General features: G+C 70.5%; 15 protein-coding genes. 13 read left to right on the top strand and 2 right to left on the bottom strand.

Annotation, left to right across the window (positions count from 1 at the left end; all coding sequences use genetic code 11):
• Window positions 1–4: 4 nt before the first annotated feature.
• The 13 genes from VNE60_10640 to VNE60_10580 all read left to right on the top strand — a co-directional run bounded on the left by VNE60_10640 (window position 5) and on the right by VNE60_10580 (window position 20,149).
• Entirely contained in the window at window positions 5–175 is a 171-nt protein-coding gene (locus tag VNE60_10640; protein ID HVB31972.1) for a hypothetical protein, read from the top strand.
• A 106-nt stretch (window positions 176–281) separates the two neighbouring features.
• Window positions 282–1,634, top strand: a complete 1,353-nt coding sequence (locus VNE60_10635) for a TolC family protein (protein HVB31971.1) — start codon at window positions 282–284, stop codon at window positions 1,632–1,634.
• Entirely contained in the window at window positions 1,631–2,935 is a 1,305-nt protein-coding gene (locus tag VNE60_10630) for an efflux RND transporter periplasmic adaptor subunit (GenBank protein HVB31970.1), read from the top strand. The genes VNE60_10635 and VNE60_10630 overlap by 4 nt, the downstream gene beginning before the upstream one ends.
• A 9-nt stretch (window positions 2,936–2,944) precedes the next feature.
• Window positions 2,945–6,175: a CusA/CzcA family heavy metal efflux RND transporter gene (locus VNE60_10625; protein ID HVB31969.1), complete on the top strand. Its 3,231-nt coding sequence runs from the start codon at window positions 2,945–2,947 to the stop codon at window positions 6,173–6,175.
• Between the two features lie 215 nt (window positions 6,176–6,390).
• Window positions 6,391–7,920: a response regulator gene (locus VNE60_10620; protein HVB31968.1), complete on the top strand. Its 1,530-nt coding sequence runs from the start codon at window positions 6,391–6,393 to the stop codon at window positions 7,918–7,920.
• A 69-nt stretch (window positions 7,921–7,989) separates the two neighbouring features.
• Entirely contained in the window at window positions 7,990–10,041 is a 2,052-nt protein-coding gene (locus tag VNE60_10615) for a twin-arginine translocation signal domain-containing protein (GenBank protein ID HVB31967.1), read from the top strand.
• A 78-nt stretch (window positions 10,042–10,119) separates the two neighbouring features.
• Window positions 10,120–10,941 carry a hypothetical protein gene (locus VNE60_10610; GenBank protein ID HVB31966.1) on the top strand — a complete coding sequence of 274 codons (822 nt, stop codon included), beginning with the start codon at window positions 10,120–10,122 and terminating at the stop codon, window positions 10,939–10,941.
• Window positions 10,942–10,965: 24 nt separating this feature from the next.
• Window positions 10,966–12,090, top strand: coding sequence for an o-succinylbenzoate synthase (gene menC, locus VNE60_10605; protein ID HVB31965.1), 1,125 nt, complete (start codon window positions 10,966–10,968; stop codon window positions 12,088–12,090).
• Window positions 12,087–13,310: a M20 family metallopeptidase gene (locus tag VNE60_10600; protein ID HVB31964.1), complete on the top strand. Its 1,224-nt coding sequence runs from the start codon at window positions 12,087–12,089 to the stop codon at window positions 13,308–13,310. The genes menC and VNE60_10600 overlap by 4 nt, the downstream gene beginning before the upstream one ends.
• A gap of 67 nt (window positions 13,311–13,377) precedes the next feature.
• Window positions 13,378–15,672, top strand: a complete 2,295-nt coding sequence (locus VNE60_10595; protein HVB31963.1) for an Ig-like domain-containing protein — start codon at window positions 13,378–13,380, stop codon at window positions 15,670–15,672.
• Window positions 15,673–15,739: 67 nt separating this feature from the next.
• Complete coding sequence (locus VNE60_10590) at window positions 15,740–16,192, top strand: FKBP-type peptidyl-prolyl cis-trans isomerase (protein ID HVB31962.1); 453 nt, start codon at window positions 15,740–15,742, stop codon at window positions 16,190–16,192.
• A 97-nt stretch (window positions 16,193–16,289) separates the two neighbouring features.
• On the top strand, window positions 16,290–18,008 hold the full coding sequence (locus VNE60_10585; protein HVB31961.1) for a M20/M25/M40 family metallo-hydrolase: 1,719 nt from the start codon (window positions 16,290–16,292) through the stop codon (window positions 18,006–18,008).
• A gap of 140 nt (window positions 18,009–18,148) precedes the next feature.
• Window positions 18,149–20,149: an acetoacetate--CoA ligase gene (locus VNE60_10580; GenBank protein ID HVB31960.1), complete on the top strand. Its 2,001-nt coding sequence runs from the start codon at window positions 18,149–18,151 to the stop codon at window positions 20,147–20,149.
• Here VNE60_10580 and VNE60_10575 read toward each other — a convergent pair.
• Window positions 20,146–21,873, bottom strand: coding sequence for a serine/threonine-protein kinase (locus tag VNE60_10575; protein ID HVB31959.1), 1,728 nt, complete (start codon window positions 21,871–21,873; stop codon window positions 20,146–20,148). The two genes, VNE60_10580 and VNE60_10575, sit on opposite strands and share 4 nt — an antisense overlap.
• On the bottom strand, window positions 21,870–23,618 hold the full coding sequence (locus tag VNE60_10570; GenBank protein ID HVB31958.1) for a serine/threonine-protein kinase: 1,749 nt from the start codon (window positions 23,616–23,618) through the stop codon (window positions 21,870–21,872). Before VNE60_10570 ends, VNE60_10575 begins: the two co-directional genes overlap by 4 nt.
• Window positions 23,619–23,645: the final 27 nt, after the last annotated feature.

Below are 23,645 nucleotides of genomic sequence, written 5' to 3'. Positions count from 1 at the left end.
GTCCATGCCCTGCGGCGCCTGCGCCGCGATGGGCGTGTGCGGCGTCACCGCGCTCGCGTCGTCGGTCGCTGCCCCGTCGCCCCTGTGGCCCGTCGTGAACGGCGCGCAGGTGATGCGCGTGCAGACGCTGCGGAGCATCGTGCGCGCTCCCGAGCCTCCCCCTCCGCGCGCCTGATCCACCACACCTGAGCGGACAACCGCCCGCGGCGCATCTCGCATCGTGGGCACGTGGTGGACGCGTCCTGGTTTCGAACCCGGGCGCCAAGCGGAGAACAATCATCATGCAAGCCATCCTGCGGCGCATCCGGCGTCGCGCGTGCCGCGCGGCGACCGCGGTGTTCCTCTTCAATGCCGCGATCGGCCTCGTCACGCCGGCGGACGCCGCGGCGCAGGGCATCGGCGCCGACACCGTGCTGCGGCTCGGCGACGCCTACCGCGCGCTGGCCACCCGGAATCCGGGCGTGGCCGCTGCGCGCGCCTTCGCCGACGCCACGGCGGCGATGATTCCCTCCGCGTCGCTCCCGCCCGACCCGCAAGTGCAACTCGGATTCATGAACTACGCGCTGCCCGGTCTGAGCCCGATGGACCCGCTGGGCATGATCCAGCTGCAGGTCATGCAGATGATCCCGCTGCCGGGCAAACTCGCGCTCGCCGGACAGGCGGCCCGCGCCGAGGGCGAGCTGTCGCGGCGCCGGGCCGACGGGGCGTTGTGGACCGCGCATCGCGAACTCGCCGGAGCGTTCTACGCGCTCTATGAATCGGACCAACAGCTGGCCGTGGCGCGCCGCACCACGGCGCTGCTCGCCGACATCGAAGCCACGGCGCAGGCGCTCTATCGCGTGGGGCAGGCGCAGCAGGCCGACGTGCTCCGCGCGCAGGTGGAGCTGGCGCGGATGAGCGAGGACACGCTGCGCCTGGTGGCCATGCGACAGGGCACCGCCGCGCAATTCAATGCCCAACTCGATCGCGACGCCGATGCGACGGTGCCGTCGCCCGTGTTGCCGGCGTTCCCGGTCGACGTCCCCCCGATGGATTCGCTCGTCGGGCTCGCGCTGCGCGACCGGCCCGATGTGCGGGCCGGCGAAGCGGCGGTCACGGCCTCCGACCGTCAACGCGCGCTCGCCGACCGCGACGTATGGCCCGATCTCGCGGTGGGCGTCCAGTTGGCCCGGCCCACCGCCGGCATGACCAACACGTTCATGGGCAGCCTCATGGTCGGCGCGTCCATCCCCGTGTTCGCGCGCTCGCGGCAGGACAAGGCGCGAGAAGCGGCGGCGGCGATGTTGGCCATGAACAGCGCGGAACTCCGCGTGACGCAGGCCGACACCCGCGCCGCGGTGATCGGGGCGTACGCCGCCCTCATGCGCGCGCGGCGGCTGGCCGCGCTCTATCGCTTCACGGTCATTCCGCAGGCCGATGCGGCGGCCACGTCCGCCCTCGCCAGCTACCGGGTGGGACAGGTGGACTTCACGACGGTGCTCGACGACCGCATGGCGGTGAACCGGTACCAGCAGGCGCTGTACACGCTCCAGGCCGACGAGGGCAAAGCCTGGGCCGACCTAGAGGCGCTGGTGGCCCGCGATCTCATGAACGCAGACTCGACCGCCGTGCCGGCGGCCGGAGGTGATCGATGACGGACAACTCGAACGCGCGCCGGTCCCGGTGGCGCGCGCCGCTCGGATGGATCGCGGGAGCGCTCGTGGTGGCGGCGGCGGTGGTCGCGGCCTACTTCGGAGGACGCCGTCCGGAACCCGCACCCACGCCCGCCCCGGCGATGGCGGCCGCCGACACTGCAGTCGGCGCCGCGGCCCAGCAGCCCGTCATGCTCACGCCGGCCGAAGCCCATCGCATCGGGGTCACGTACGCCGCCGCCACCATGACGCCGGTGGACCACGAAGTGCGCACCGTGGGGCAGGTGGCGTACGACGAGCGGCGGGTCTCGACCATCTCCTCCAGGCTCGACGGCTGGGTGGACTCGCTGTACGTCAACTTCACGGGTCAGCCGGTGCGCCGCGGCGAGCCCACGCTCACGATCTACGCGCCGATGGCCGTGGCCGCCGAGGAGGAGTTGGTGCTCGCCAAGCGGTTGCAGGCGGGCGTGTCGCACGGCACGGCCGACGCCCAGCGGGGCGCCGCCGAGTTGGTGAGCGGCGCCCGCCGGCGCCTGTCGTACTGGGATATCCCGGCCGCCGAGATCGCGCAGGTGGAATCCACCGGCGTCGTGCGCAAGAATCTCACGCTGCGCTCGCCGGTGAGCGGCGTGGTGGTGGACAAGTCGGTGGTGGCCGGCCAGCGCATCATGGCGGGCGACGCGTTGTACCGGGTGGTGGATCTGAGCCGCGTGTGGATCGAGGGCGAGGTGTTCGAGCGCGATCTGCCCGGCGTGCGGCTGGGTCAGACGGTGGACGCCAGCTTCGAGGCGCTGCCGGGCGTGACCCGGACAGGACGGATCACGTTCATCGCGCCCACGCTCAATGCCGAGACCCGCACCGCGAGCGTGCGCGTGGAGCTCACCAATCCCGGGCTCGCCCTCAAGCCGGGCATGTTCGCCACGCTGCGGATGACCATCCGCGGGGCGCCCAACACGCTCAGCGTGCCGCGCGCGGCGGTGCTCTCCACCGGCGAACGCAACATCGTGTTCGTGAAGCGTCCCGACGGCATGCTCGAGGCCCGGGACGTCACGCTCGGGCTCGCCGGCGACGACCGGATCGCCGTGCTCGCCGGGTTGAGCCTCGGCGACACCGTGGTCACCTCGGCCACGTTCCTCATCGATGCCGAGTCGAATCTGGACGAGGCGCTGGGCGGGATGGGGAACATGCCGGGAATGGACGTCGCGCCGGCGGCGAAGGCCGGCAAGGCGGCCAGGCCCGACACCGCGCCCGACATGCCCGGGATGCCCGGCATGAAGGCGCCCACGCCGCACGACCACCATTAGGAGACCACGATGCTGAAATGGATCATCGGATGGTCGGTGCGCAATCCGTTCCTCGTGCTCGTAGGCACCGTGGCCGCGGTGCTGGTGGGCATCTGGGCCGTGCGGATGACGCCGCTCGACGCGCTGCCCGATCTCAGCGACGTGCAGGTGATCGTCCAGACCGACTACGAGGGCCAGGCGCCCCGCATCGTCGAGGATCAGGTCACGTATCCCATCGCCGCCGAGATGCTCAAAGTGCCGGGCGCGCGCACGGTGCGCGGGTACTCGTTCTTCGGCGTGTCGTTCGTGTACATCATCTTCGACGACGGCACCGATCTGTACTGGGCCCGCACGCGCGTGCTCGAATACCTGAGCGGCCTGAAACGCAAGCTGCCGGCTACGGTCACGCCCACGCTGGGCCCCGATGCCACCGGCCTCGGCTGGGTGTATCAGTACGCGCTCGAGGACACCACCGGCCGGCTGTCGCTGGCCGACATGCGCAGCCTGCAGGACTGGACGCTGCGCTATGCGCTCACCGCCGTGCCCGGCGTGTCCGAGGTGGCGTCGGTGGGCGGATTCGAGAAGCAGTATCAGGTGGACGTGGACCCCGCCAAGCTGCTCGCCTATGGCATTCCCATCACGCGCGTGATGAGCGCCATCCGGAACGCGAACGGCGACGTGGGGGCGATGGTGATGGAGCTCTCGGAGCGCGAGTACATGGTGCGCGGGCTCGGCTATCTCAAATCGATCGGCGATATCGAGAAGGTGGTGGTGGGCGCCACGGCCGGAGGCACGCCGATCTCGGTGGCCGACCTGGCGCGCGTGAGCGTGGGGCCCGCCGTGCGCCGCGGGGTCACCGACCTCGATGGGCGCGGCGACGCCGTGGGCGGCATCGTCATCATGCGCTTCGGGCAGAACGCGCTCACCACGATCCGCGCCGTCAAGCAGCGGCTGGCCGAGGTGGAGAAGACCCTGCCGCGCGGCGTCGTGGTGCGCCCGGTGTACGACCGGAGCGACCTGATCCTGCGCGCCATCGCCACGTTACGCGGCACGCTGCTCGAGGAGTGCATCGTCGTGGCGCTCGTGTGCCTGCTCTTCCTGCTGCACGCGCAGTCGGCGCTGGTGGCCATCCTCACGCTCCCGGTGGGCATCCTGCTGGGGTTCGTCGCCATGCGGCTGGCCGGGGTGGGGGCCGACATCATGAGCCTGGGCGGCATCGCCATCGCCGTGGGGGCGATGATCGACGCCGCCATCGTGATGATCGAGAACATGCACAAGCATCTCGAGCGCGCGGTGGTGGCCCAGAGCGGCGACGACGGCGGGCGCACGTTCGACACGCGGTCGCTCACCGCGGCGCAGCGGTGGACCGTGGCGCTCGAGGCGGCGCGCGAGGTCGGCCCGTCGCTCTTCTTCTCGCTGCTCATCATCACGGTGTCGTTCCTCCCCGTGTTCGCCCTCGGGGGCCAGGAGGGACGGCTGTTCCGGCCGCTGGCGTTCACCAAGACGTTCGCCATGGCGGCGGCCAGCCTGCTCTCGGTCACGCTCGTGCCGGTGACGATGGGGTTGTTCATTCGCGGCCGGCTGTTCCGCGAGCGCGCCAACCCGCTCAACGCCTGGCTCATCCGGCTGTACCGCCCGGTCATCGACGCCGTGCTCCGATATCGCGGGGTCGTGGTGACGGTGGCGCTGGCCGTGCTGGCGCTCAGTTGGATTCCCTGGTCGCGCATGGGCAGCGAGTTCATGCCGCCGCTGGATGAGGGCACGCTGCTCTACATGCCCACCACGATGCCCGGGATCAGCGTGGCGCGGGCGCAGGAACTGTTGCGCATCGAGGACGCGATCCTCATGCGGTTTCCCGAAGTGGCGCAGGTGTGGGGCAAGGCCGGACGCGCCAACACGGCCACCGATCCCGCCGGACTCGACATGAGCGAGACCACGATCACGCTGAAGCCCACCGCGCAATGGCCCGCCGGCATGACCGAGGACCGGCTGGTCGCGGCCATGGATTCGGCGCTCCGGATCCCGGGCGTGGTGAATGCGTGGACGATGCCGATCAAGAACCGCATCGACATGACGTCGACCGGCATCCGGACGCCGGTGGGCGTGAAGGTCTTCGGCCCCGATCTGGCCACCCTGCAGCGCATCGGCGAGGAGGTCGAGCGCGTGGTGCGCACGGTGCCCGGCACGCGTAGCGCCTTCGCCGAGCGCGCGGTGTCGGGGTACTATCTGGACATCCAGATCGATCGCGCGGCGGCGGCGCGCTACGGGCTGAACGTGGGCGACATCCAGACGGTGATCGCGGCGGCCGTCGGTGGCATGACCGTGACCCAGACGGTGGAGGGGCGCGAGCGCTACGACGTGCGCGTGCGCTATCCGCAGGAACTGCGCGACACCCCCGAGCGCCTGGCGCAGGTGCTGGTGCCGGTGGCGGGCGGCGCGGCCACCGACACCTCGGGCGGTGCCATGGGCGGCGCGCCGGCCGCCGTCGGGCGCGTGGCCCAGGTGCCGCTGGGGCAGGTGGCCACGATCCGCGAAGAGGCGGGGCCGATGGTCGTGCGCACCGAGGGCGCGATGCCCACGGCGTGGGTGTACATCGACGTCACGGGGCGCGACATCGGCGGCTATGTGCGCGACGCGCAGCGCGCCGTGGATCGGGCGGTGGTGCTGCCGCCGGGGTATCGGCTGGTCTGGAGCGGGCAGTACGAATACATGCAGAGCGCCGCGGCGCGGATGACGATCGTGATTCCGGCCACGCTCGGGATCATCTTCCTGCTGCTCTTCCTCAACTTCCGCACGGTGGGCGACACGCTGTTGGTGATGGCGTCGCTGCCCTTCGCGCTCGTCGGCGGGCTCTGGCTGGTCTGGCTGCTCGGCTACAACTGGTCGGTGGCGGTGGCCATCGGGTTCACGGCGCTCGCCGGCGTGGCCGCCGAGACGGGGGTGATCATGCTCATCTACCTCAACCACGCGTGGAGCGCGCACCAGAAGCGCGGTGAACCGCCCACGGCGCACGATCTCTACGCGGCGATCATCGAGGGCGCCGTGGAGCGGGTGCGCCCCAAGATGATGACGGTGACCGCGATCATGGCCGGCCTGCTCCCGATCTTCTGGGGCCACGGCACCGGCGCGAGCGTCATGCGCCGCATCGCGGCGCCCATGATCGGCGGCATGATCTCGAGCACGCTGCTCACGCTGATCGTGATCCCGGTGCTGTACGCGTGGTGGAAGGAACGGACCCTGCCCACGGCGCCCGTGCCCTGATCCGGGGCGCCGCCCGCGCGCCGAGGGGCTAGCGCCGCATCGGGCCTTCATGATAAATCTTCTGAGCGACGCCGCTGTCGCGCGACAGGGCGCTGCCGGCTGACATGCCGCCGGCCGCCGCCCCTGGCCGTCCGGGGCGCGGCACATTCACGGCACGCGTTCACGAGGCGCTTCTGTCCAGACCTACCGCTGATCGTTCGTCCGATCAGAGCCCGTTGCAGGATCCCGGAACTCCCGCATCGGCGGACTGGTACCGGCAGATCTACGAGTCGGTGGCGCTGCCGGTCCTGATGTTCGATGCCCAGTCGCACCGCATCGTGGCCGTGAACCAGGCGGCCGTGGAGCAGTACGGCTATTCTCGCGAAGAATTCATCGGCCTGTCGGTGCTGGAGGTCCGGCCGCCGGAAGACCACGCGGAGGTGCGGAAGGTGCTCGCCGCCATGCCGCACGGGTTCTGGAAGGCATCGGCGGTGCGCCACCGTCGCAAGGACGGGTCCGTGTTCCGCGTCGACGTCTGGTCGCGAGACACGATCGTGGACGGCCGCCCGGTGCGCGTCTCCACCATCAGCGACGTGAGCGAACGCGTGCAATTGGAGCATGAGCTGCGGCACGCCCAGAAGATGGAGGCGGTGGGCCGCCTGGCGGGGGGCGTCGCCCACGACTTCAACAACGTGCTCACGTCGATCATCGGCTACTCCGAACTCCTGCTCGAGCGCCTGCGCGACGACGCCGACGCGACGGCCGACGTGCAGGATATCCGCCGGTCCGCCGATCGCGCCGCGGCGCTCACCCGGCAGCTCCTCGCGTTCAGCCGGCAGCAGGTGATGCGCATCGAGATCGTGCCGCTCCACGACGTCGTGGAGCGCGTCCGGATGCTGCTCGGCCGCGTGATCGGCGAGGACATCGAACTGCAGACGCAGCTCGCCCCCACCACCTGGCCCGTGCGCGTGGATCCCGGCCAGGTGGAGCAGGTGATCATGAACCTGGCCGTCAACGCCCGCGACGCGATGCCCGCCGGCGGCACGCTCCTCCTGTCCACGCAGAACGTGACGTTGCGGGAGGACGCGTCGGCCGACGCGCTCACCATCCCGGCGGGGGATTACGCCGAGCTCCTGGTGCGCGATACGGGAACAGGTATGGACGCCATCACCCGGGCCCGGGTGTTCGAGCCGTTCTTCACCACCAAGCCGGCTCCCGAGGGCACGGGGCTCGGCCTGTCCATGGTCTACGGGATCATCCGCCAGAGCAACGGCTTCATCACGGTCGAGTCGGCGCCCGGTCGTGGAACGACGTTCCGCATCCTGCTCCCGCGCGCCGGACGCGCCACGCCGCTGTCCACTGCCGCCGTGCGCGCCCCGGCCGGCGACGGCCACCGGACGGTGCTCGTCGTGGAGGACGAGGACGCCGTGCGCCGCATCACGTGCCGCGTCCTCGAGCGACTGGGTTACACCGTGGTCGCCGCGGCCGACGGCGACGAGGCGCTCGCCATCGTCGCCCGCGGCGGGCCGGTGATCGACCTGCTCGTCACCGACCTGCTCATGCCGCGCATGAATGGGCGTGAGCTCGCCGGCCAGCTCGCCGCCACCTTTCCCGCGTTGCGCGTGCTCTTCGTGTCGGGATACACCGACGAGGCCATCGGCCAACACGGCATGTTGCGCCCCGGCACGGGGTTCCTCCAGAAACCGTTCTCCATCGAATCGCTGGGCGAGGCGGTGAAGAGAGTGCTCCACGATCCGAACCCGTGAGCGGACGCCGATCGGCACCGCCCACCGTCCACCGCCTGATTGCCACGGCCCACCGTCAACTTTCCCGTCATGTCTGATCTCTCCCGTCGTGACTTTCTCGCGCGCAGCGCCGCGCTCGGACTCGGCGCCGCCGTCTCCTCGCCCGGGCTCCAGCGGCTGCTCCGCGCCGGAGCCGCCGCCCGCCTGGACGCCGAAGCGCTCCCCGCCGTCGCGTCGCTGCGCGCCGGCGATCTCACCCTGGGCAACAGCGCCATCCGCGGCACCTGGACCGTGGCCGACGGGCGGCTCCGTGCCGTGCGCGTGGACGACCGGGTCAACAACCGCGCGTTCACTCCGCCGGCCACCGTGTTCTCGCTCGCCATGGCCGACGGCACGCGGCTGTCGGCGGACGAGATGCACGTCGTGGCGCCGCCCCGCACCGAGCCGCTGCGCGCCAGCCCGGCGGCGTCGCGCATGGCCGAGCGCGTGGGCGGACAGCAGGTCACCGTCGTCCTCCGCGACGCCGCCGGCACGCTCGAGGCCACCTGGCGCGCCGTGCTGCGCGACGGCTCGCGCTACCTGCGCCAGGAGATCACCCTGCGCGCCCTCGGCGCTCCGGTCCCCGTGCGCGCCATCACGCTGGTGGACCTGCACGCGCCCCGCGCGACCGTCACCGGGACGGTCAAGGGCAGCCCGGTCGTGTTCGACGACTGGTATGTGGGGTTCGAGCATCCGCTGTCGCTGAGCGCCGTGGACGGCGACCACGTGACGTGCACGCTGCCCCGCGAACTGCCGGTCCGGCCGGGCGCGGCCTTTGCCGTGTCGTCGGTGATCGGCGCCGTGCGCACTGGCCAGCTGCGGCGCGACTTTCTGGCGTACGTGGAGCGTGAGCGCGCGCACCCGTATCGCACGTTCCTGCACTACAACTCCTGGTACGACATCGGCTACTTCTCCAAGTATTCCGAGGCCGAAGCGCTGGCCGTGATCGACGCGTTCGGCCAGGAACTGCATCGCAAGCGCGGCGTGGTGCTGTCGTCGTTCCTGTTCGACGACGGCTGGGACGACCCCAAGACCCTCTGGGGATTCGGGCCCGGCTTCCCGCACGGCTTCACCAACCTGCGCACCGAGGCGGCCAGATACGGCGCCGCGCCCGGCGTGTGGCTGTCGCCGTGGGGCGGATACGGCCAGCCTCAGAAGGATCGACTCAAGTACGGCGAGGCCCAGGGGTTCGAGACCAACAAGGGGGGATTCGCGCTGTCCGGCCCCAAGTACTACCAACGGTTCCACGACACGTGCGTGGAGTTCATCCGCAAATACGGCGTGAACCAGTTCAAGATCGACGGCACCGGCAACGCGTCCACGGTGATTCCCGGCAGCCAGTTCGACAGCGACTTCGACGCCGCCATCGCCCTCATCGGCGATCTGCGCGCCGTGAAGCCCGACCTCTATGTGAACCTCACCACGGGCACGTATCCGTCGCCCTTCTGGCTGCGCTACGCGGATTCGATCTGGCGGGGCGGGGAAGACCACTCGTTCGCCGGCGTCGGCACCTGGCGCCAGCAGTGGATGACGTACCGCGACGCCGACACGCACGAGCACGTGGTCAAGCGGGGCGCCCTCTACCCGCTCAACTCGCTCATGCTCCACGGGCTCATCTACGCGAAGCACGCCAACCACCTCATGGACGATCCCGGCGGCGACTTCAACGACGAGATCCGCGTCTACTTCGGCAACGGCACGCAGTTGCAGGAGATGTACGTCACGCCGTCCAACCTCACCGCCGACAACTGGAACACGCTCGCCGAGAGCGCCAACTGGTCGCGGCGGAATGCCGAGGCGCTCCGCGACACGCACTGGGTGGGCGGCGATCCGGCCAATCTGGAACCGTACGGATGGGCCGCCTGGTCCCCGGCCGGGGCCACGCTCACCCTGCGCAACCCCAGCGATCGGTGGCAGACCATCGCGCTCGATCCGGCGCAGGCGTTCGAGCTGCCCGACGGTGCCGCGCGCCGCTATACCGCCCGCAGCCCATGGTCGGCCGATCGCGGGCAGCCGCCGTTCGCGATTCAGGCCGGACGCGAGCACGCCTTCCGCCTGGCGCCGTTCCAGGTGCTGAATCTGGACGTGACGGCCGTCACGTGATGTGTTGAGCCTGCGTCGTGGTGCCGCGGCCGCGCGCGCCGTAGCTTCATGCCACCCGCCCGCCTCCGCCGATCCTCAATGTCCGATACCTCCGGCATCACCATCCGCGCCCTCGCCTCGCTCGACGACTATCGCGCCGCCGTCGACCTGCAATACGAGACGTGGGGCCGCGGGCTCACCGACGTCACGTCGGCCACGATCCTCAAGATCGGCCAGCGCGTGGGCGGCGTGTCCGCCGGTGCCTTCGCGGCCGATGGCGCGTTGCTCGGATTCGTGTTCGGGCTCACGGGCGTGGAGCAGGGGCGCATCGTGCACTGGTCGCACATGCTCGCCGTCCGCGCCGACGCGCAGAACCTCGGGCTGGGCCGGCGACTCAAGGACTTCCAGCGCGCCGCCGTCGCCGGCCTCGGCGCCCACGTCATGTACTGGACCTACGATCCGCTCGTGGCCCGCAACGCGCACCTGAACTTCAACGTGTTCGGTGTGCGCGTGGTGGAATACGTGCGCGACATGTACGGCGACATGGGGAGCACGCTCAATCGCGGCATCGGCACCGACCGCTTCGTGGTGGCCTGGGACCTGGACACCGCGGAGCTGGCGCGCCGCCGCGCCGCGATCGCGGCGGCCCGCGACGACGCGAAGTTCCGCGCCGCGCCGGTCGTCAACCCCGACCCGGGCGGCGAGATCCTGCGCGCCTTCGCCGCCGGCGGCGCTCCCGCGCTGCGCGTGCAGGTGCCGGCGGACATCGGCGCCCTCCAGGCCGCCGATCTCGGCGCTGCCGCTCGCTGGCGCGCCAGCACGCGCGCCGCGTTCGAGCATCTGCTCGCCGCCGGGTACCGCGCAACGGGATTCGCGGCCACCCCCACCGCCGATCGCGCCCACTATCTGTTCGCCGTCTGATCTCCCCACCGCCGAGCGTCCCCCGTGTTCTCCATCCAGCGCATCACCCTCCGCGAGATCCGCCTCACGCTCAAGGAGCCGTTCCGCATCTCGTCGGGCGTGGTCACGGAGCGCCGCATCTGCCTGCTCGAGTTGCACACCGCCGACGGCGTGACGGGCTGGAGCGAGTGCGTGGCCGGCGAGCAGCCCAACTACAGCCCCGAGACCATCGACACCGCCTGGCATGCCATTCGCGAATGGCTGGCCGCCCGCGTGCTCGGCGTGGAGTTCGCCGAGCCGGGCGACGTGTTCGCCGCCCTCGACCGGAACATCCGCGGGCACCACATGGCCAAGGCGGCGGTCGAGATGGGCTGCTGGGACGTGGCGGCGCGCCAGCGCGGCGTCGCCCTGTCGCGCCTTCTCGGCGGCACCCGCGACCGCGTGCCCACGGGGATCTCCATCGGCATCCAGCGCGATCCCGACGCTCTGGTCGCGCGGGCCAAGCAGGCCGTGGCGCAGGGCTACCGCAAGATCAAGATGAAGATCGAGCCGGGCTCCGACGTGGAGTTCGTGCGCGCCGTGCGCGAGGAGCTGGGTCCCGGGCTGCACCTCATGGCCGACGCCAACTCCGCGTATTCGCTGCGCGACGCCGATCACCTCAAGCAGCTGGATGCGTTCAACCTGATCATGATCGAGCAGCCCCTGGACCGCGAGGACCTGCTCCGTCACGCCAAGCTGCAGCGCGTGCTCGCCACGCCGATCTGCCTCGACGAGTCCATCACCAGCGTCGATCGCGCCGCCGACATGATCGAGCTCGACGCCGGCCGCATCGTCAACATCAAGCCGGGCCGCGTGGGCGGGTTCGCGGTGTCCAAGGCCATCCACGACCTCTGCCTCCAGCACGCCGTGCCGGTCTGGTGCGGCGGCATGTTCGAGAGCGGCGTGGGCCGGTCGCACAACGTGGCGCTCGCCTCGCTGCCCAACTTCTCGCTTCCCGGCGACGTGTCGCCCAGCGCGCGGTATTGGGAGCGCGACATCGTCACGCCCGAGTGGACCATGGACCGCGATGGCATGGTGCACGTGCCGCTCCATGCCGCCGGAATCGGCGTGACCGTGGACACCGGCCGCGTGGATGACCTCACCGTGCGCCGCGAGGAATTCACGGCGTGAGCGCGCTCGCGCTCCCGGCGGGCGTGGCGGCGCGCTTCTCGCCCGACCAGATCCAGACGCTGCTGCGCCTGCGTCGAGAGATCCACGCCCACCCGGAGTTGGCGCTGCACGAGCACGAGACCGCCGAGCGGCTCGATCGGGCGCTGTCGGCCATTCCGGGCGCCGACGTGCGCCGCGTGGCCGGCACCGGCGTCGTGGCGCGCATCCCGGGGCGCGACCGCCGCGCCCCCATGGTGGCCATCCGCGGCGACATCGACGCGCTGCCCATTCATGAGAACACGGGGCTGCCGTTCGCGTCCACGCGCGACGGCGTGATGCACGCCTGCGGACACGACGTGCATGCCGCGTGGGCCGTGGGGGCGGCGCTCCTCCTTGCCGCGCACCCCGCCGCCGGCGACGTGCTGGTGGTGCTGCAGCCTGCCGAGGAGATCGGGCGCGGCGCGCTGGCCATGCTCGAGAGCGGCGCGCTGGACGGCGTGGCGTGCATCTTCGGCGGGCACGTGGATCGCCGGTTCGACGTGGGGCAGGCGGTGGCCGATGCGGGCCCGTTGGCCGCGTCGGCCGACACGTTCACCATCGAACTCACGGGCCAGGGCGCGCACGCCGCGCGCCCCCACGAGGCCGCCGACCCCGTGGTCGGCGCCGCGGCGCTGATCACGGCGCTGCAGACGATCGTGGCCCGGCGCCTCAACCCCGCGACCCCGGGCGTGGTGACCGTCGCGTCCATCCACGCCGGCACCGCCCCCAACGTCATCCCCGACCGCGCCGTGCTGGGCGGCACCGTGCGCGCGGTCGAGCCGAGGTCCCGGGAGTTGATGCTGGGCGAGGTGCGCCGGATGGCAGAATCCGTGGCGGCGAGTTACGGGCTGGGAGCGCGGGTCGAACTCGAACTCGGCACGCCCCCCCTGGTGAACTCCGCGCGGGGCGCGGCTTGGGCCCGCGCTGCGGCCTCCGCCGTGCTGGGCGAAACCGGTGTGGTACCGTTAGGATTCATGAACATGGGCGGCGAGGACTTTGCCCATTATCTGGAGCATATGGAAGGCTGTTTCTTGCGCATCGGGGCGCGTGAGCCCGGTGGACCAGCCACGGCCGCGCACTCGCCGCGCTTCGCACCGGCGGAGGAGGCGATCTTCTGTGGCGCCGCAATCCTGGCGGAGTGCGCGCGACAGGCCGGCGATACGCTGATCGGCGGAGCGGAACGCTCCGCTCGCGCGGGGTAAGATGTTCAAGCTTCTGGCGGGGCGTTCGATCGCCCGCGTTCACCTCCACTCGCTTCCGGTACGACTCATGCGTGCGACTTCCCCCGCGCGTCTCGGTCCGTTGCTCGCCGCCGTGGTGCTCGCCTCGTGCGGTGGCGCCACCAGCCCCGATCGTGCCGGGCCGCCGACCACGCTGCGCGTTGTGTCGGGTGACGGCCAGACGGCCACCGTGGCCACGCTGCTCCCCAGCCCGCTCGTCGTCACCGTCACCGACGCGCAGGCGCGCCCCGTGCCAGGGGCGGGCGTCACCTGGAGCGTGACCAGCGGCAACGGCGTGGTGACGCCCGCGTCGCCCACCACCGACTCCACCGGCACCGTCCGCGCCACCTTCACCGTGGGCACCATCGCCGGCGCCAATCAGGTCACGGCCTCGATATCGGGCGTCACCACCACGGTCACGTTCACGCTCACCGGCACTCCGGGGCCGCTGGCGCAGGTGCTGGCGGTCACGCATTCGCTCACGCTGTGCCAGGGAGCCACCGGCACGGTGAGCGCCATCGCCGCGGACCAGTTCGGCAATTCGGTTTCCGCCCCGGTGACCTGGGTGTCGCGCAATCCGGCGGTCGTCACCGTGGATGCGCAGACCGGTCTCGTGAAGCTCATTACCACCGCCAGCGCCTACGTGGTGGCCACGGCGGGCACGGGCGCCACGCCGGACAGCGTGCTCATCTCCGGCGCGTTGCCGCTCTCGATGGCGGCCGGCGACGTGGTGAAGAGTCTGCCGGGCAGTTCGTTCTGCGTGCAGTCCAATCAGGCGGGCTCGGAGTTCGCGCTCGTCGCCTTCTATAACAGCACGGCCCAGGGCAATACCACGTCGCTCAACGTGCTCGCCACCGGCATCGACACCATCGGGGCCACCACCAACCTCGCGGCCAACCGTGTGGCCGCGCCGGCGATGGCTCTCCCCACGCTGCCGCTGCAGCCGGACGTCAAGTTCGAATACGCGCTCCGCCAGCGCGAGCACGAGGAGATGCCCAAGTACGTGGCCGGCGCGCGCGCCTGGTACGCCAACATGCAGCGGCAGCGCGCCGCGGGCGCGGCGGCGCCCGCCGGCGTGAGCCGGCAGCAGATCCCCGCCACGGCCCACGTGGGCGACCTGGTCCAGCTCAACACCAACTCCAACGATTACTGCACCAATCCCATCATGGCCACGGGGCGCATCGCCGCCATCAGCAGCTCGGCCATCGTCGTGTCCGACACGTCCAATCCGTCGGGCGGGTTCACCGACGCGGAGTACATGTCGTTCGCCGTGGCCATGGACACGCTCGTCAATCCGGTGGACACCACCGCCTTCGGCGCGCCGTCGGACATCGACCACAACGGGCGCACGATCATCTTCTTCACCAAGGCCGTGAACCAGCTCACCACCAACCCCGCCAACGGGGTCGTGCTGGGCTTCTATTACTCGCGCGACCTCCTGCCCCTCGTTAGTCCGCAGGGCGTTGCCTGCCCCGGCAGCAACGTGGCCGAGATGTTCTATCTGATGGTGCCCGACACGGGCGGCACCATCAACGGCGGCAACTCGTTCTCCAAGAGCAAGGCCAACGTCGCCAACATCGTGGTCAGCACGGTGGGCCACGAGTACCAGCACCTGATCAACGCGTCGCGCCGCATGTACATCATCCATTCGCCGATCGTCGATGAGGACACCTGGCTCAACGAGGGCCTCAGCCACATCGCCGAGGAACTGATCTTCTATCGGTCGGCGCAACTGGCGCCGCGCCAGAACATCGGACTCGTCACGCTCTCCGACCCGCGGGTCTGGAGCGCGTTCGGCCAGTTCATGTGGGGCAATCAGGGACGCTACCAGACCTTCCTGCCGGTCACCGAATCGCACGGGCCGCTGGGCGAGTTCCTCGGCGACGATGACCTGCCCACCCGCGGCGCCATCTGGTCGCTGCTGCGCTACCTGGCCGACCGCACGCGCACCACCGACGGCAACTTCTGGTATCAGCTCGTGAACTCGCAGACCGTGGGCATGGCCAATCTCCAGCAGGTGCTGGGCACCGATCCCACCCCCTACTTCCGGGACTGGGCCACCGCGGTGTTCACCGACGATTTCGTGGACGGCGTCGCGCCGCAGTACACGCAGCCCAGCTGGAACTGGCGCGAGGTGTACCCCCTCACCCACGGGTCGTATGTGGCGCCGTTGAACCATTCGCTCGTAAGCGGCGTCGCGGTGCCGGTCACCGTCAGCGCCATGGGGGTGTCGTACTTCCGCTTCCATGTGGCCAACGGCCGCGAGGGCGTGGTCTCGGTGTCCGGAGCCGGCGGCGCGCCCCTCCCCAGCGCCGTCCAGCTCACGTTAGTGCGAACCAAGTAGCGCCGCGCCCTCTCCTGGGCGATTTTTCGTTGGCAAGGTTCATCCTCTCACACCGCCAGACCAATCGATGAGACGTTCCCTGTTGTTGTTTGCGGCGCTGTCCCTCATGTCGTGCACCGGCGAGATTGCCGGACTCGGACCGCCGAGCGATCCCGCCAAGGACACCTACGCGGCCTCCCTCGGCGTGAACCTCGCCGCGATGACCAAGACCCCCGACGGGCTGTACTATCGGGACATCACCATCGGCACCGGCACGCTGCTGGCCAAGGACACCACGGTCAACGTCAACTACTCCGGGTACCTGACCGACGGCACGCTGTTCGACTCGGGTCAGAACACGAGCCTTCTCACCTCCACCACCGTGCCCGGATTCCGCGAAGGCCTGCTGGGCATGCGGGTGGGCGGACGACGCCAGTTGGTCATCCCGTCGGCCCTCGGCTACGGGTCCGTGGGCAACCCGCCGCTGATTCCGCGGCAGTCCACGCTCGTGTTCACGGTGGACCTGGTGGCCATTCCATAGCCGGCGGGCGGGGCATCGGGGTTGACCGGGTGCGTGCGGTCGCGGCATGTTCGCCGCGACCGTTTTTGTTCGAATCAATCCTCCCCAGGAGGGATGCATGTCCCGTCGATGGTCCACAGCAGCCGCGGCGCTGCTCATACTCCCGGCGCTCGCCTCCGCCCAACGCGGCGGCTTCGGCGGCGGCGGCGCGACGCCGGAGAATTCGGCGGTGTTCGCGCCCTCGGCGCCCACCTTTCCCACCAACGACCCGATCATCAAGCGCATCTGGGCGCTTGGCATGGATAGTTCGCACACCGAGCAGCTCGGGCAGGTGCTGTTCGATTCGCTCGGCCCGCGCCTGATGGGCGGTCCCGAGCTCAAGCACGCGCAGGACTGGCTGGTCAAGACGTACCGGTCGTGGGGCATCGATGCCCGCGAAGAGCGCTACGGCACCTGGCGCGGGTGGGTCCGCGGCCCCTCGCACATCGATCTCATCGCGCCGCGCGTGCGCACCCTCGAGGGCACGATGGTGGGCTACAGCCCCGGGACCGGCGGCAAGAACGCCGTGTACGAGCCGATCATCCTGCCGCACTTTGCCGATAGCGCCGAATTCGTGAAGTGGTTGCCCCACGCCAGGGGCAAGCTCGTGCTCGTGAACGCGCCGCCGGCCACGTGCCGCCCCACCGACGATTGGGCGGCCAACGCCGCGCCCGAGGTGGCCGCGCAGATGGACACCGTGCGCCAGGAGTTGGCGCGCGAGTGGGGCGGCCGCAACGTCCGCGGCACGGGGTACAGCCTCGCGCTCGGCGGCGGTGAGCTCGGCGTGCGTCTGGAAAAGGGCGGCGCCGGCGGGATCATCACCTCGCGTCCCAAGAATGGATGGGGCACCCGCGAGATCTTCGAGACGTACAACACCAGAACGCCGGCCATCTCGCTCTCCTGCGAGGACTACGGCCTCGTGTTCCGGCTCGCCGAGCACAATCAGCATCCCAAGCTGCGGCTCAACCTGGACGGCAAGCTGCTGGGCGAGCAGCCGGTGTTCAACGTCGTCGCCATGGTCAAGGGCAGCGAGCACCCCGACGAGTACGTGGTGCTCTCGTCGCACTTCGATTCGTGGGACGGCTCGTCGGGCGCCACCGACAACGGCACCGGCACGCTGACCATGCTCGAGGCCATGCGCATCCTGCGCCAGGTGCTCCCGCATCCCAAGCGCACGATCATCGCCGGTCATTGGAGCGGCGAGGAAGAGGGGGAAGTCGGCTCCAAGGCGTTCACCGAGGATCACCCCGAGGTGATGAAGGGCCTGCAGGCGCTGTTCAATCAGGACAACGGCACCGGCCGCATCGTGCGCATCAACGCCGGTGGGCTGCCCGACGCGGCGGAGCACCTCACGCGCTGGATGAACACCGTGCCGGTGGAGTTCAAGACGCAGACCGGCTACGACGCCAGTCCGGGCCGGCCCGCCGGCGGCGGCAGCGACGACTTCTCGTTCAGCTGCGCCGGCGCGCCGATCTTCGGCCTGGGCGCGCTGGGCTGGGACTACGGCAATTACACCTGGCACACGGATCGCGACACCTATGACAAGGTCGTCTTTCCCGATCTGCACGCCAATGCCACGCTCACGGCCATGCTGGTGTACTTGGCATCCGAGGATTCCACGCAGATCACGCGGCAACGCGTGGACCTCGTGGCGCTGGCTCGCCAGGACTCCATCACCGCCGCTGCGCGTGGCGGCGGGCGCGGCTTCGGACGCGGCTTCGGTCGCGGTCGCGGCGGTCCGCCCGCGTGGCCGTCGTGTGAGAAGGCGCCGAGATCCACGAACCCGCGACTGAAGTAGGCGAGGGCAGGAGCTGCGCGCCTGGTCGATTGTAGGACAGTAGGGGGGTAGGACGGTCGGACGGATGACTGCGAAACGCAGTTACCCACGACCGTCCTACCGTCCTACCGTCCTACTGTCGTATCCGTAGATTGTCTCCCGTGCCGCACCCACTCTGGATCCCGACGCCGTCCGCGATCGCGCGCTCCAACCTCACCCGCTTCATCGCGTTCGTCCGTGATGAAGGCGCGCCGGTGCACGACTATCCGTCGTTGTACGACTGGTCGGTGGATCGCCGCGAGGATTTCTGGTCCGCCGTCTGGCGCTTCTGCGGCGTGATCGCCGACGACATGCCGGAGCAGGGCCACTGGTATACGGTGCTGGTGGGACGCGAGCGCGTGGCGCCGCCCACGCCCGAGCTCGGCCCCACCTGGTTTCTGGGCGCGCAGCTCAACTTCGCCGAGAATCTGCTGCGGTTCCGCGACGATCGTCCGGCGCTGGTCGGCTGGGTGGAGACCGGCCGTCGCGCGGCGCTCACCTACGCCCAGTTGCACGAGGCGGTGGCGCGGGCGGCCGCGGCGCTGCGCGCCGACGGCGTCGTGGCGGGCGACCGCGTGGCCGCCTACATGCCCAACGTCCCCGAGACGGTGATCATGATGCTCGCCGCGGCGAGCATCGGCGCCCTCTGGTCGTCCTGCTCGCCCGACTTCGGCGTCAACGGCGTGCTCGATCGGTTCGGGCAGATCCAACCCAAGGTGCTCGTGGCCACCTGCTCCTACCGCTACGCCGGCAAGCGCATCCAGTGCCTGGACCGCGTGCGCGAGATCGCGGCCCGGCTGCCCGGCCTGGAACGCGTGGTCGTCGTGCCCTACGACGGCGGGGCGCCCGATCTCGGCCACCTCCCCCGCGGCGCGTACTGGAACGACTACGTGCACGCCGATCAACCGGCGCCGCCGCTGACCTTCGCGCGGCTTCCGTTCGACCATCCGCTGTACATCATGTACTCGTCGGGCACCACGGGGCTGCCCAAGTGCATGGTGCACGGCGCCGGCGGAACGCTGCTGCAGCATCTCAAGGAGCACGCGCTCCACACCGACCTCGGCCGCGACGATACCATCTTCTATTTCACCACCTGCGGGTGGATGATGTGGAACTGGCTGGTGAGCGCGCTCGCCATCGGGGCCACCGTCGTGCTGTACGACGGCGCCGCCATTCTCAAGCGCGGTCCCGTGCTGTGGGACATGGCGGAGCAGGAGCGCATCACCGTGTTCGGCACGAGCGCCAAGTTCCTCGCGCTCACGGAAAAGGAGGGGCGCCGCCCCCGCGAGACGCACGACCTCTCGGCGCTGCGATGCATCCTGTCCACCGGCAGTCCGCTCGCCTCGCACAGCTACGATTACGTGTACGAGCACGTGAAGCCCGGTGTACAACTGTCCAGCATCAGCGGCGGCACCGACATCATCTCCTGCTTCGCGCTCGGCAATCCCATCCTCCCCGTGTGGCGCGGCGAGCTGCAATGCCGCGGACTCGGCATGGCGGTGGACGTGTTCGACGAACACGGACGCCAGGCTCCCGTGGGGCAGGCGGGTGAACTGGTGTGCACGGCGCCGTTTCCGAGCATGCCCGTGAAGTTCTGGAACGACCCCGACGGCCGTGCCTATCACGACGCCTACTTCGACGCCTTCGCCAACGTCTGGCGGCATGGCGACTGGGCCGAACGCACCGCGCACGATGGCCTCGTCATCCACGGCCGCAGCGACGCCACGCTCAATCCGCAGGGTGTGCGCATCGGCACCGCCGAGATCTACCGCCAGGTGGAACAGCTCCCCGAAGTCGTGGAGAGCATCGTGATCGGCCAGGACGTGACCACCGGGTTCGGATCCGACGTGCGCGTGGTGCTGTTCGTGCGGCTGCGTGACGGGCTCGTACTCGATGACGCGCTGCGCGAGCGCATCCGGAGCGTCATCCGCGATCATGCCAGTCCGCACCACGTGCCGCGCAAGATCGTCCAGGTGGCCGACATCCCGCGCACGATCAGTGGCAAGATCAGCGAACTGGCCGTGCGCAACGTGGTGCACGGCCGCCCGGTGAAGAACACCGACGCACTGGCCAATCCCAAGGCGCTCGACCTGTACCGCGATCTGCCCGAACTGAACGATTAGGGCGTCAGCTTGGGCCGCCCGCCCGCGCTGAGCGCGGCGGCAGTGGCTTCCGCCGACTCGCGCACCTGCTCGGACAGTTCGTCGACCACCCTTCGCAGCCGGGCCTTGCGCTTGCGCGCGCTGGTTCCGTACGAATACCGCGCGGCCGCGAATACGGCGCCAAAGGTGAGGCCGGCGAATCCGACCACGCCCGCGATGCCCAAGTTGCCGGCCAGCGCGAACATGCGCGCCGAGATGCCGATCGTGCCGGCCGTCAGGTAGGCGCCGCCGACCAGCCCGATCACCCGTGCCTGACGCGCCAGCGCTCCCAGATTCTCCGCCGCGCGGATCGTGGTCTTCCCATGGCGCGACACCACGGACACGTGCACCGACCGGTTGCGCGCCAGCGACGTCCAGGTGAGCGAGCGCCCCACCGCAGACACTGCCCCCGCCTGCTCCATGCGGCGACGAATGATGTCGGCAAGCAGGTCGAAGTCCGCTTCCGCCGTCTCTCCTCCCACCACGGCTTCGAACTCGATGTTCATCGGCGCGCCCAGCAGCCTCGACGGCGTCGGGCTCACGTCCGTCACCGTCACCAGCGGTGACGCCGGCGCGGCGGCCGCGCGCACCAGCCCATGCTCGGCCATCGCATGCTCCACGTATTGCGCCGGGATCCCCGCTTCGAGCGCCGCCTCGCGCACCGCCCCGAGCGCGAACCCCGACGTGCGGCTGGCATCGGCCGCCGCATCGCGTGGCTTGGGCACGGGCAACGGCCGCGGCTGCACGCCGGTCATCGCTTGCAGCGCCGCGGCGCGCGCCCAGATCGCCTGCGCCTCGTCGTCCGACACCACCGCCGGAGCGGCCGACGCCGCGCTCGCCCGCGCCGCGTCGCGCGCCACCTCCGCCTCCGCGGCGCGCAGCGCATCCGCCAACTCGGTGCCCGTCTGGTACCGCGTCTCCGGATCCTTGGCCAGGCAGCGATCGATGATCTCGGCCAGCGCGCGCGGCACGCCGGGCGCCATGGTGAGCAGCGGCGGCGGCGCCGTGTTCACCTGCGCCACCAGCACCGCGGAGGCCAGCGGGGCGTCGAACGGGAATCGTCCGGCGAGTGCAAAGAACCCCACCACGCCCAGCGAGTAGAGATCGCTCCGGCCGTCCAGCGCGCCGCCCAGCACCTGCTCGGGGCTCATGTAGTACACCGTGCCCAGCAGCTGCCCGGTGGCGGTGAGCGGGACGGCTTCCACCAGCCGCGCGATGCCGAAGTCGGTGACCATCGCGCGTCCCGAACGCTGGTCGATCAGGATGTTCTCGGCCTTCACGTCGCGGTGCACCACGCCGTGCGCATGCGCGTGCGCCAGTGCGAGCGCGGCGTCGTGCAATTCGCGGAGTACTTCCCGTGGGTCGAGGCTGCGCGCGTCCCGCACGCGGTCGGCCATCGAAGGGCCATCCACGAACCCCATGGCGAAGAACACCTGCCCGCCGATCTCGTCGGCGCGGTAGATGGGCACGATGTTGGGGTGCGACAGCGCCGCCGCCGTGCGCGCCTCGCGGAGAAAGCGCTCGCGGATCTGCGCGTCGGTGGCCAGATGCGGCGGCAGCGTCTTGATGGCCACCGGGCGGTCGAGCTTGAGGTCGCGGCCCAGGTACACGATGCCCATGCCCCCGCGTCCCACCTCGCGCTCCAGCGCATACTGCCCCGCCAGCAGCTGCGCGAAGGCCTCGAACTCCGGACTCTGGGATGTCATGGCTGTGAGGAGCTACGCGCCGGCCCCGGCACCGGTTTCAACATCGACGCCCCGACCGTCGCGAGCGGTGCGGGGCTCGACGCGATCGACTCCCGCGCCTGTTCGGCCAACTCCTCGGTCAGCGCGCGCATCGTCCGCCGCCGCTTGCCGCTGGCCAGCACGAACGCAGTGCGCGCTCCCAGGTAGGTCAGCACCACGGCGCCCGCCTCGATGGAGAACGCCAGCAGCGGCGAGTGCATCTTGCCCATGCCGAATCCCATCGCCACGCCAAAGAACCCGGCGCCCACGCCGCCCATGATCCCGCCGAACAGTCCGCCCGCGAACTGGCGCAGGTTCTCCACCACGCGCACCGTGGTCTTGCCGCCGCGCGACAGCACTGAGACGTGCACTGCGCGTTGCCGCGACATCGTGTTCCAGGTGAGCGAGCGGCCCACCGACGTCAGGGCGCCCGCTTCACCCACCCGCCGCCGGATCACGTCCACCAACAGGTCGAAGTCGCGCTCCGGCATCTCGGCGCCGACCACCGCTTCGTACTCGATGCTCGTGGGCGAACCCGCCAACAGCGACCGCTTGGGACTCACGTCATTCACCCGCACGGCGACGGCCGCCGCGCCATCAGGCGTGCGCACCAGCCCATGCTCCGCCATCGCGTGCTCCACGTACTGCGCCGGAATGCCGGCCTCCTCCGCCGCGTTGCGTACCGCCGCCAGTTGGTAGCCCGACGTGCGGTTCGCATCGGCCGCCGCGTTGCGCGCTCGGGGGATGGCCACCGGTCGCGCCTGCACGCCCGTCATCGCCTGCAGCGCCGCGGCTCGCTCCCAGATGGCCTGTGCTTCCTCGTCCGACACCACCGTCGGGGCGCCCGCAACCACCGGCGCACGCGCTGCGTCCCGCGCCACTTCGCCTTCCGCGGCGCGCAGCGCATCCGCCAGCTCCGCGCCCGTCTGGAACCGCGCTTCGGGATCCTTGGCCAGGCAGCGATCGATGATCTCCGCCAGGGCGCGCGGCGCGCCGGGATCCACCGTCAGCAGGGCGGGCGCCGCCTTGGTCACGTGCGCCACGAGCACGGCCGAGGCCAACTCGGCGTTGAAGGGAAACCGCCCGGAGAGCGCGAAGAACCCCACCACGCCCAGTGAATACAAGTCGCTCCGCCCATCCAACGGATCGCCGCTCACCTGCTCGGGGCTCATGTAATACACCGTGCCCAGCAGTTGGCCGGTGGCGGTGAGCGGCGCGGCTTCGGCCAGCCGCGCGATGCCGAAGTCCGTCACCATCGCCTGGCCGGTGGCGGCGTCGAGAAGAATGTTCTCCGCCTTCACGTCCCGGTGCACCACGCCGTGCGCGTGGGCGTAGCCGAGCGCCGACGCCACGTCCCGCATCGCGCGCAACACGTCGCGCGGGTCCAGCCGCCCCTGGGCTCGCACGCGCTCGGCCACCGACTCGCCGTCCACGAATCCCATCACGAAGAACACCTGCCCGTCGATCTCGTCGGCGCGGTAGATGGGCACGATGTTCGGGTGCGACAGCGCCGCCGCCGTGCGCGCCTCGCGCAGGAATCGGTCGCGGATCTTCGCGTCGGTCGCCAGGTGGGGCGGCAGCGTCTTGATGGCCACGGGCCGGTCGAGCCGGAGATCGCGGCCCAGGTACACGATGCCCATCCCCCCGCGCCCGATCTCCCGCTCCAGGGAGTACTGCCCGGCGAGCAGGCGCGCGAACGCTTCGAACTCTGGGGGCGAAGACGGCATGGGGAGTGGGTGGCGGAACCGGCGCCG

The organism is Gemmatimonadaceae bacterium (assembly GCA_035533755.1).
Lineage (GTDB): Bacteria > Gemmatimonadota > Gemmatimonadetes > Gemmatimonadales > Gemmatimonadaceae > JAGWRI01.
Note: the sequence above shows the minus strand (reverse complement) of the source record. Positions and strands in the feature narration are given on the sequence as shown.

Coding starts and splice junctions, on each gene's coding strand:
- VNE60_10630 (HVB31970.1), top strand. CDS start 1,631: ATGACGGACAACTCGAACGCGCGCCGGTCCCGGTGGCGCGCGCCGCTC.
- VNE60_10640 (HVB31972.1), top strand. CDS start 5: ATGCCCTGCGGCGCCTGCGCCGCGATGGGCGTGTGCGGCGTCACCGCG.
- VNE60_10575 (HVB31959.1), bottom strand. CDS start 21,873: ATGACATCCCAGAGTCCGGAGTTCGAGGCCTTCGCGCAGCTGCTGGCG.
- VNE60_10570 (HVB31958.1), bottom strand. CDS start 23,618: ATGCCGTCTTCGCCCCCAGAGTTCGAAGCGTTCGCGCGCCTGCTCGCC.
- VNE60_10625 (HVB31969.1), top strand. CDS start 2,945: ATGCTGAAATGGATCATCGGATGGTCGGTGCGCAATCCGTTCCTCGTG.
- VNE60_10585 (HVB31961.1), top strand. CDS start 16,290: ATGTCCCGTCGATGGTCCACAGCAGCCGCGGCGCTGCTCATACTCCCG.
- VNE60_10615 (HVB31967.1), top strand. CDS start 7,990: ATGTCTGATCTCTCCCGTCGTGACTTTCTCGCGCGCAGCGCCGCGCTC.
- VNE60_10590 (HVB31962.1), top strand. CDS start 15,740: ATGAGACGTTCCCTGTTGTTGTTTGCGGCGCTGTCCCTCATGTCGTGC.
- VNE60_10595 (HVB31963.1), top strand. CDS start 13,378: ATGCGTGCGACTTCCCCCGCGCGTCTCGGTCCGTTGCTCGCCGCCGTG.
- VNE60_10610 (HVB31966.1), top strand. CDS start 10,120: ATGTCCGATACCTCCGGCATCACCATCCGCGCCCTCGCCTCGCTCGAC.
- VNE60_10635 (HVB31971.1), top strand. CDS start 282: ATGCAAGCCATCCTGCGGCGCATCCGGCGTCGCGCGTGCCGCGCGGCG.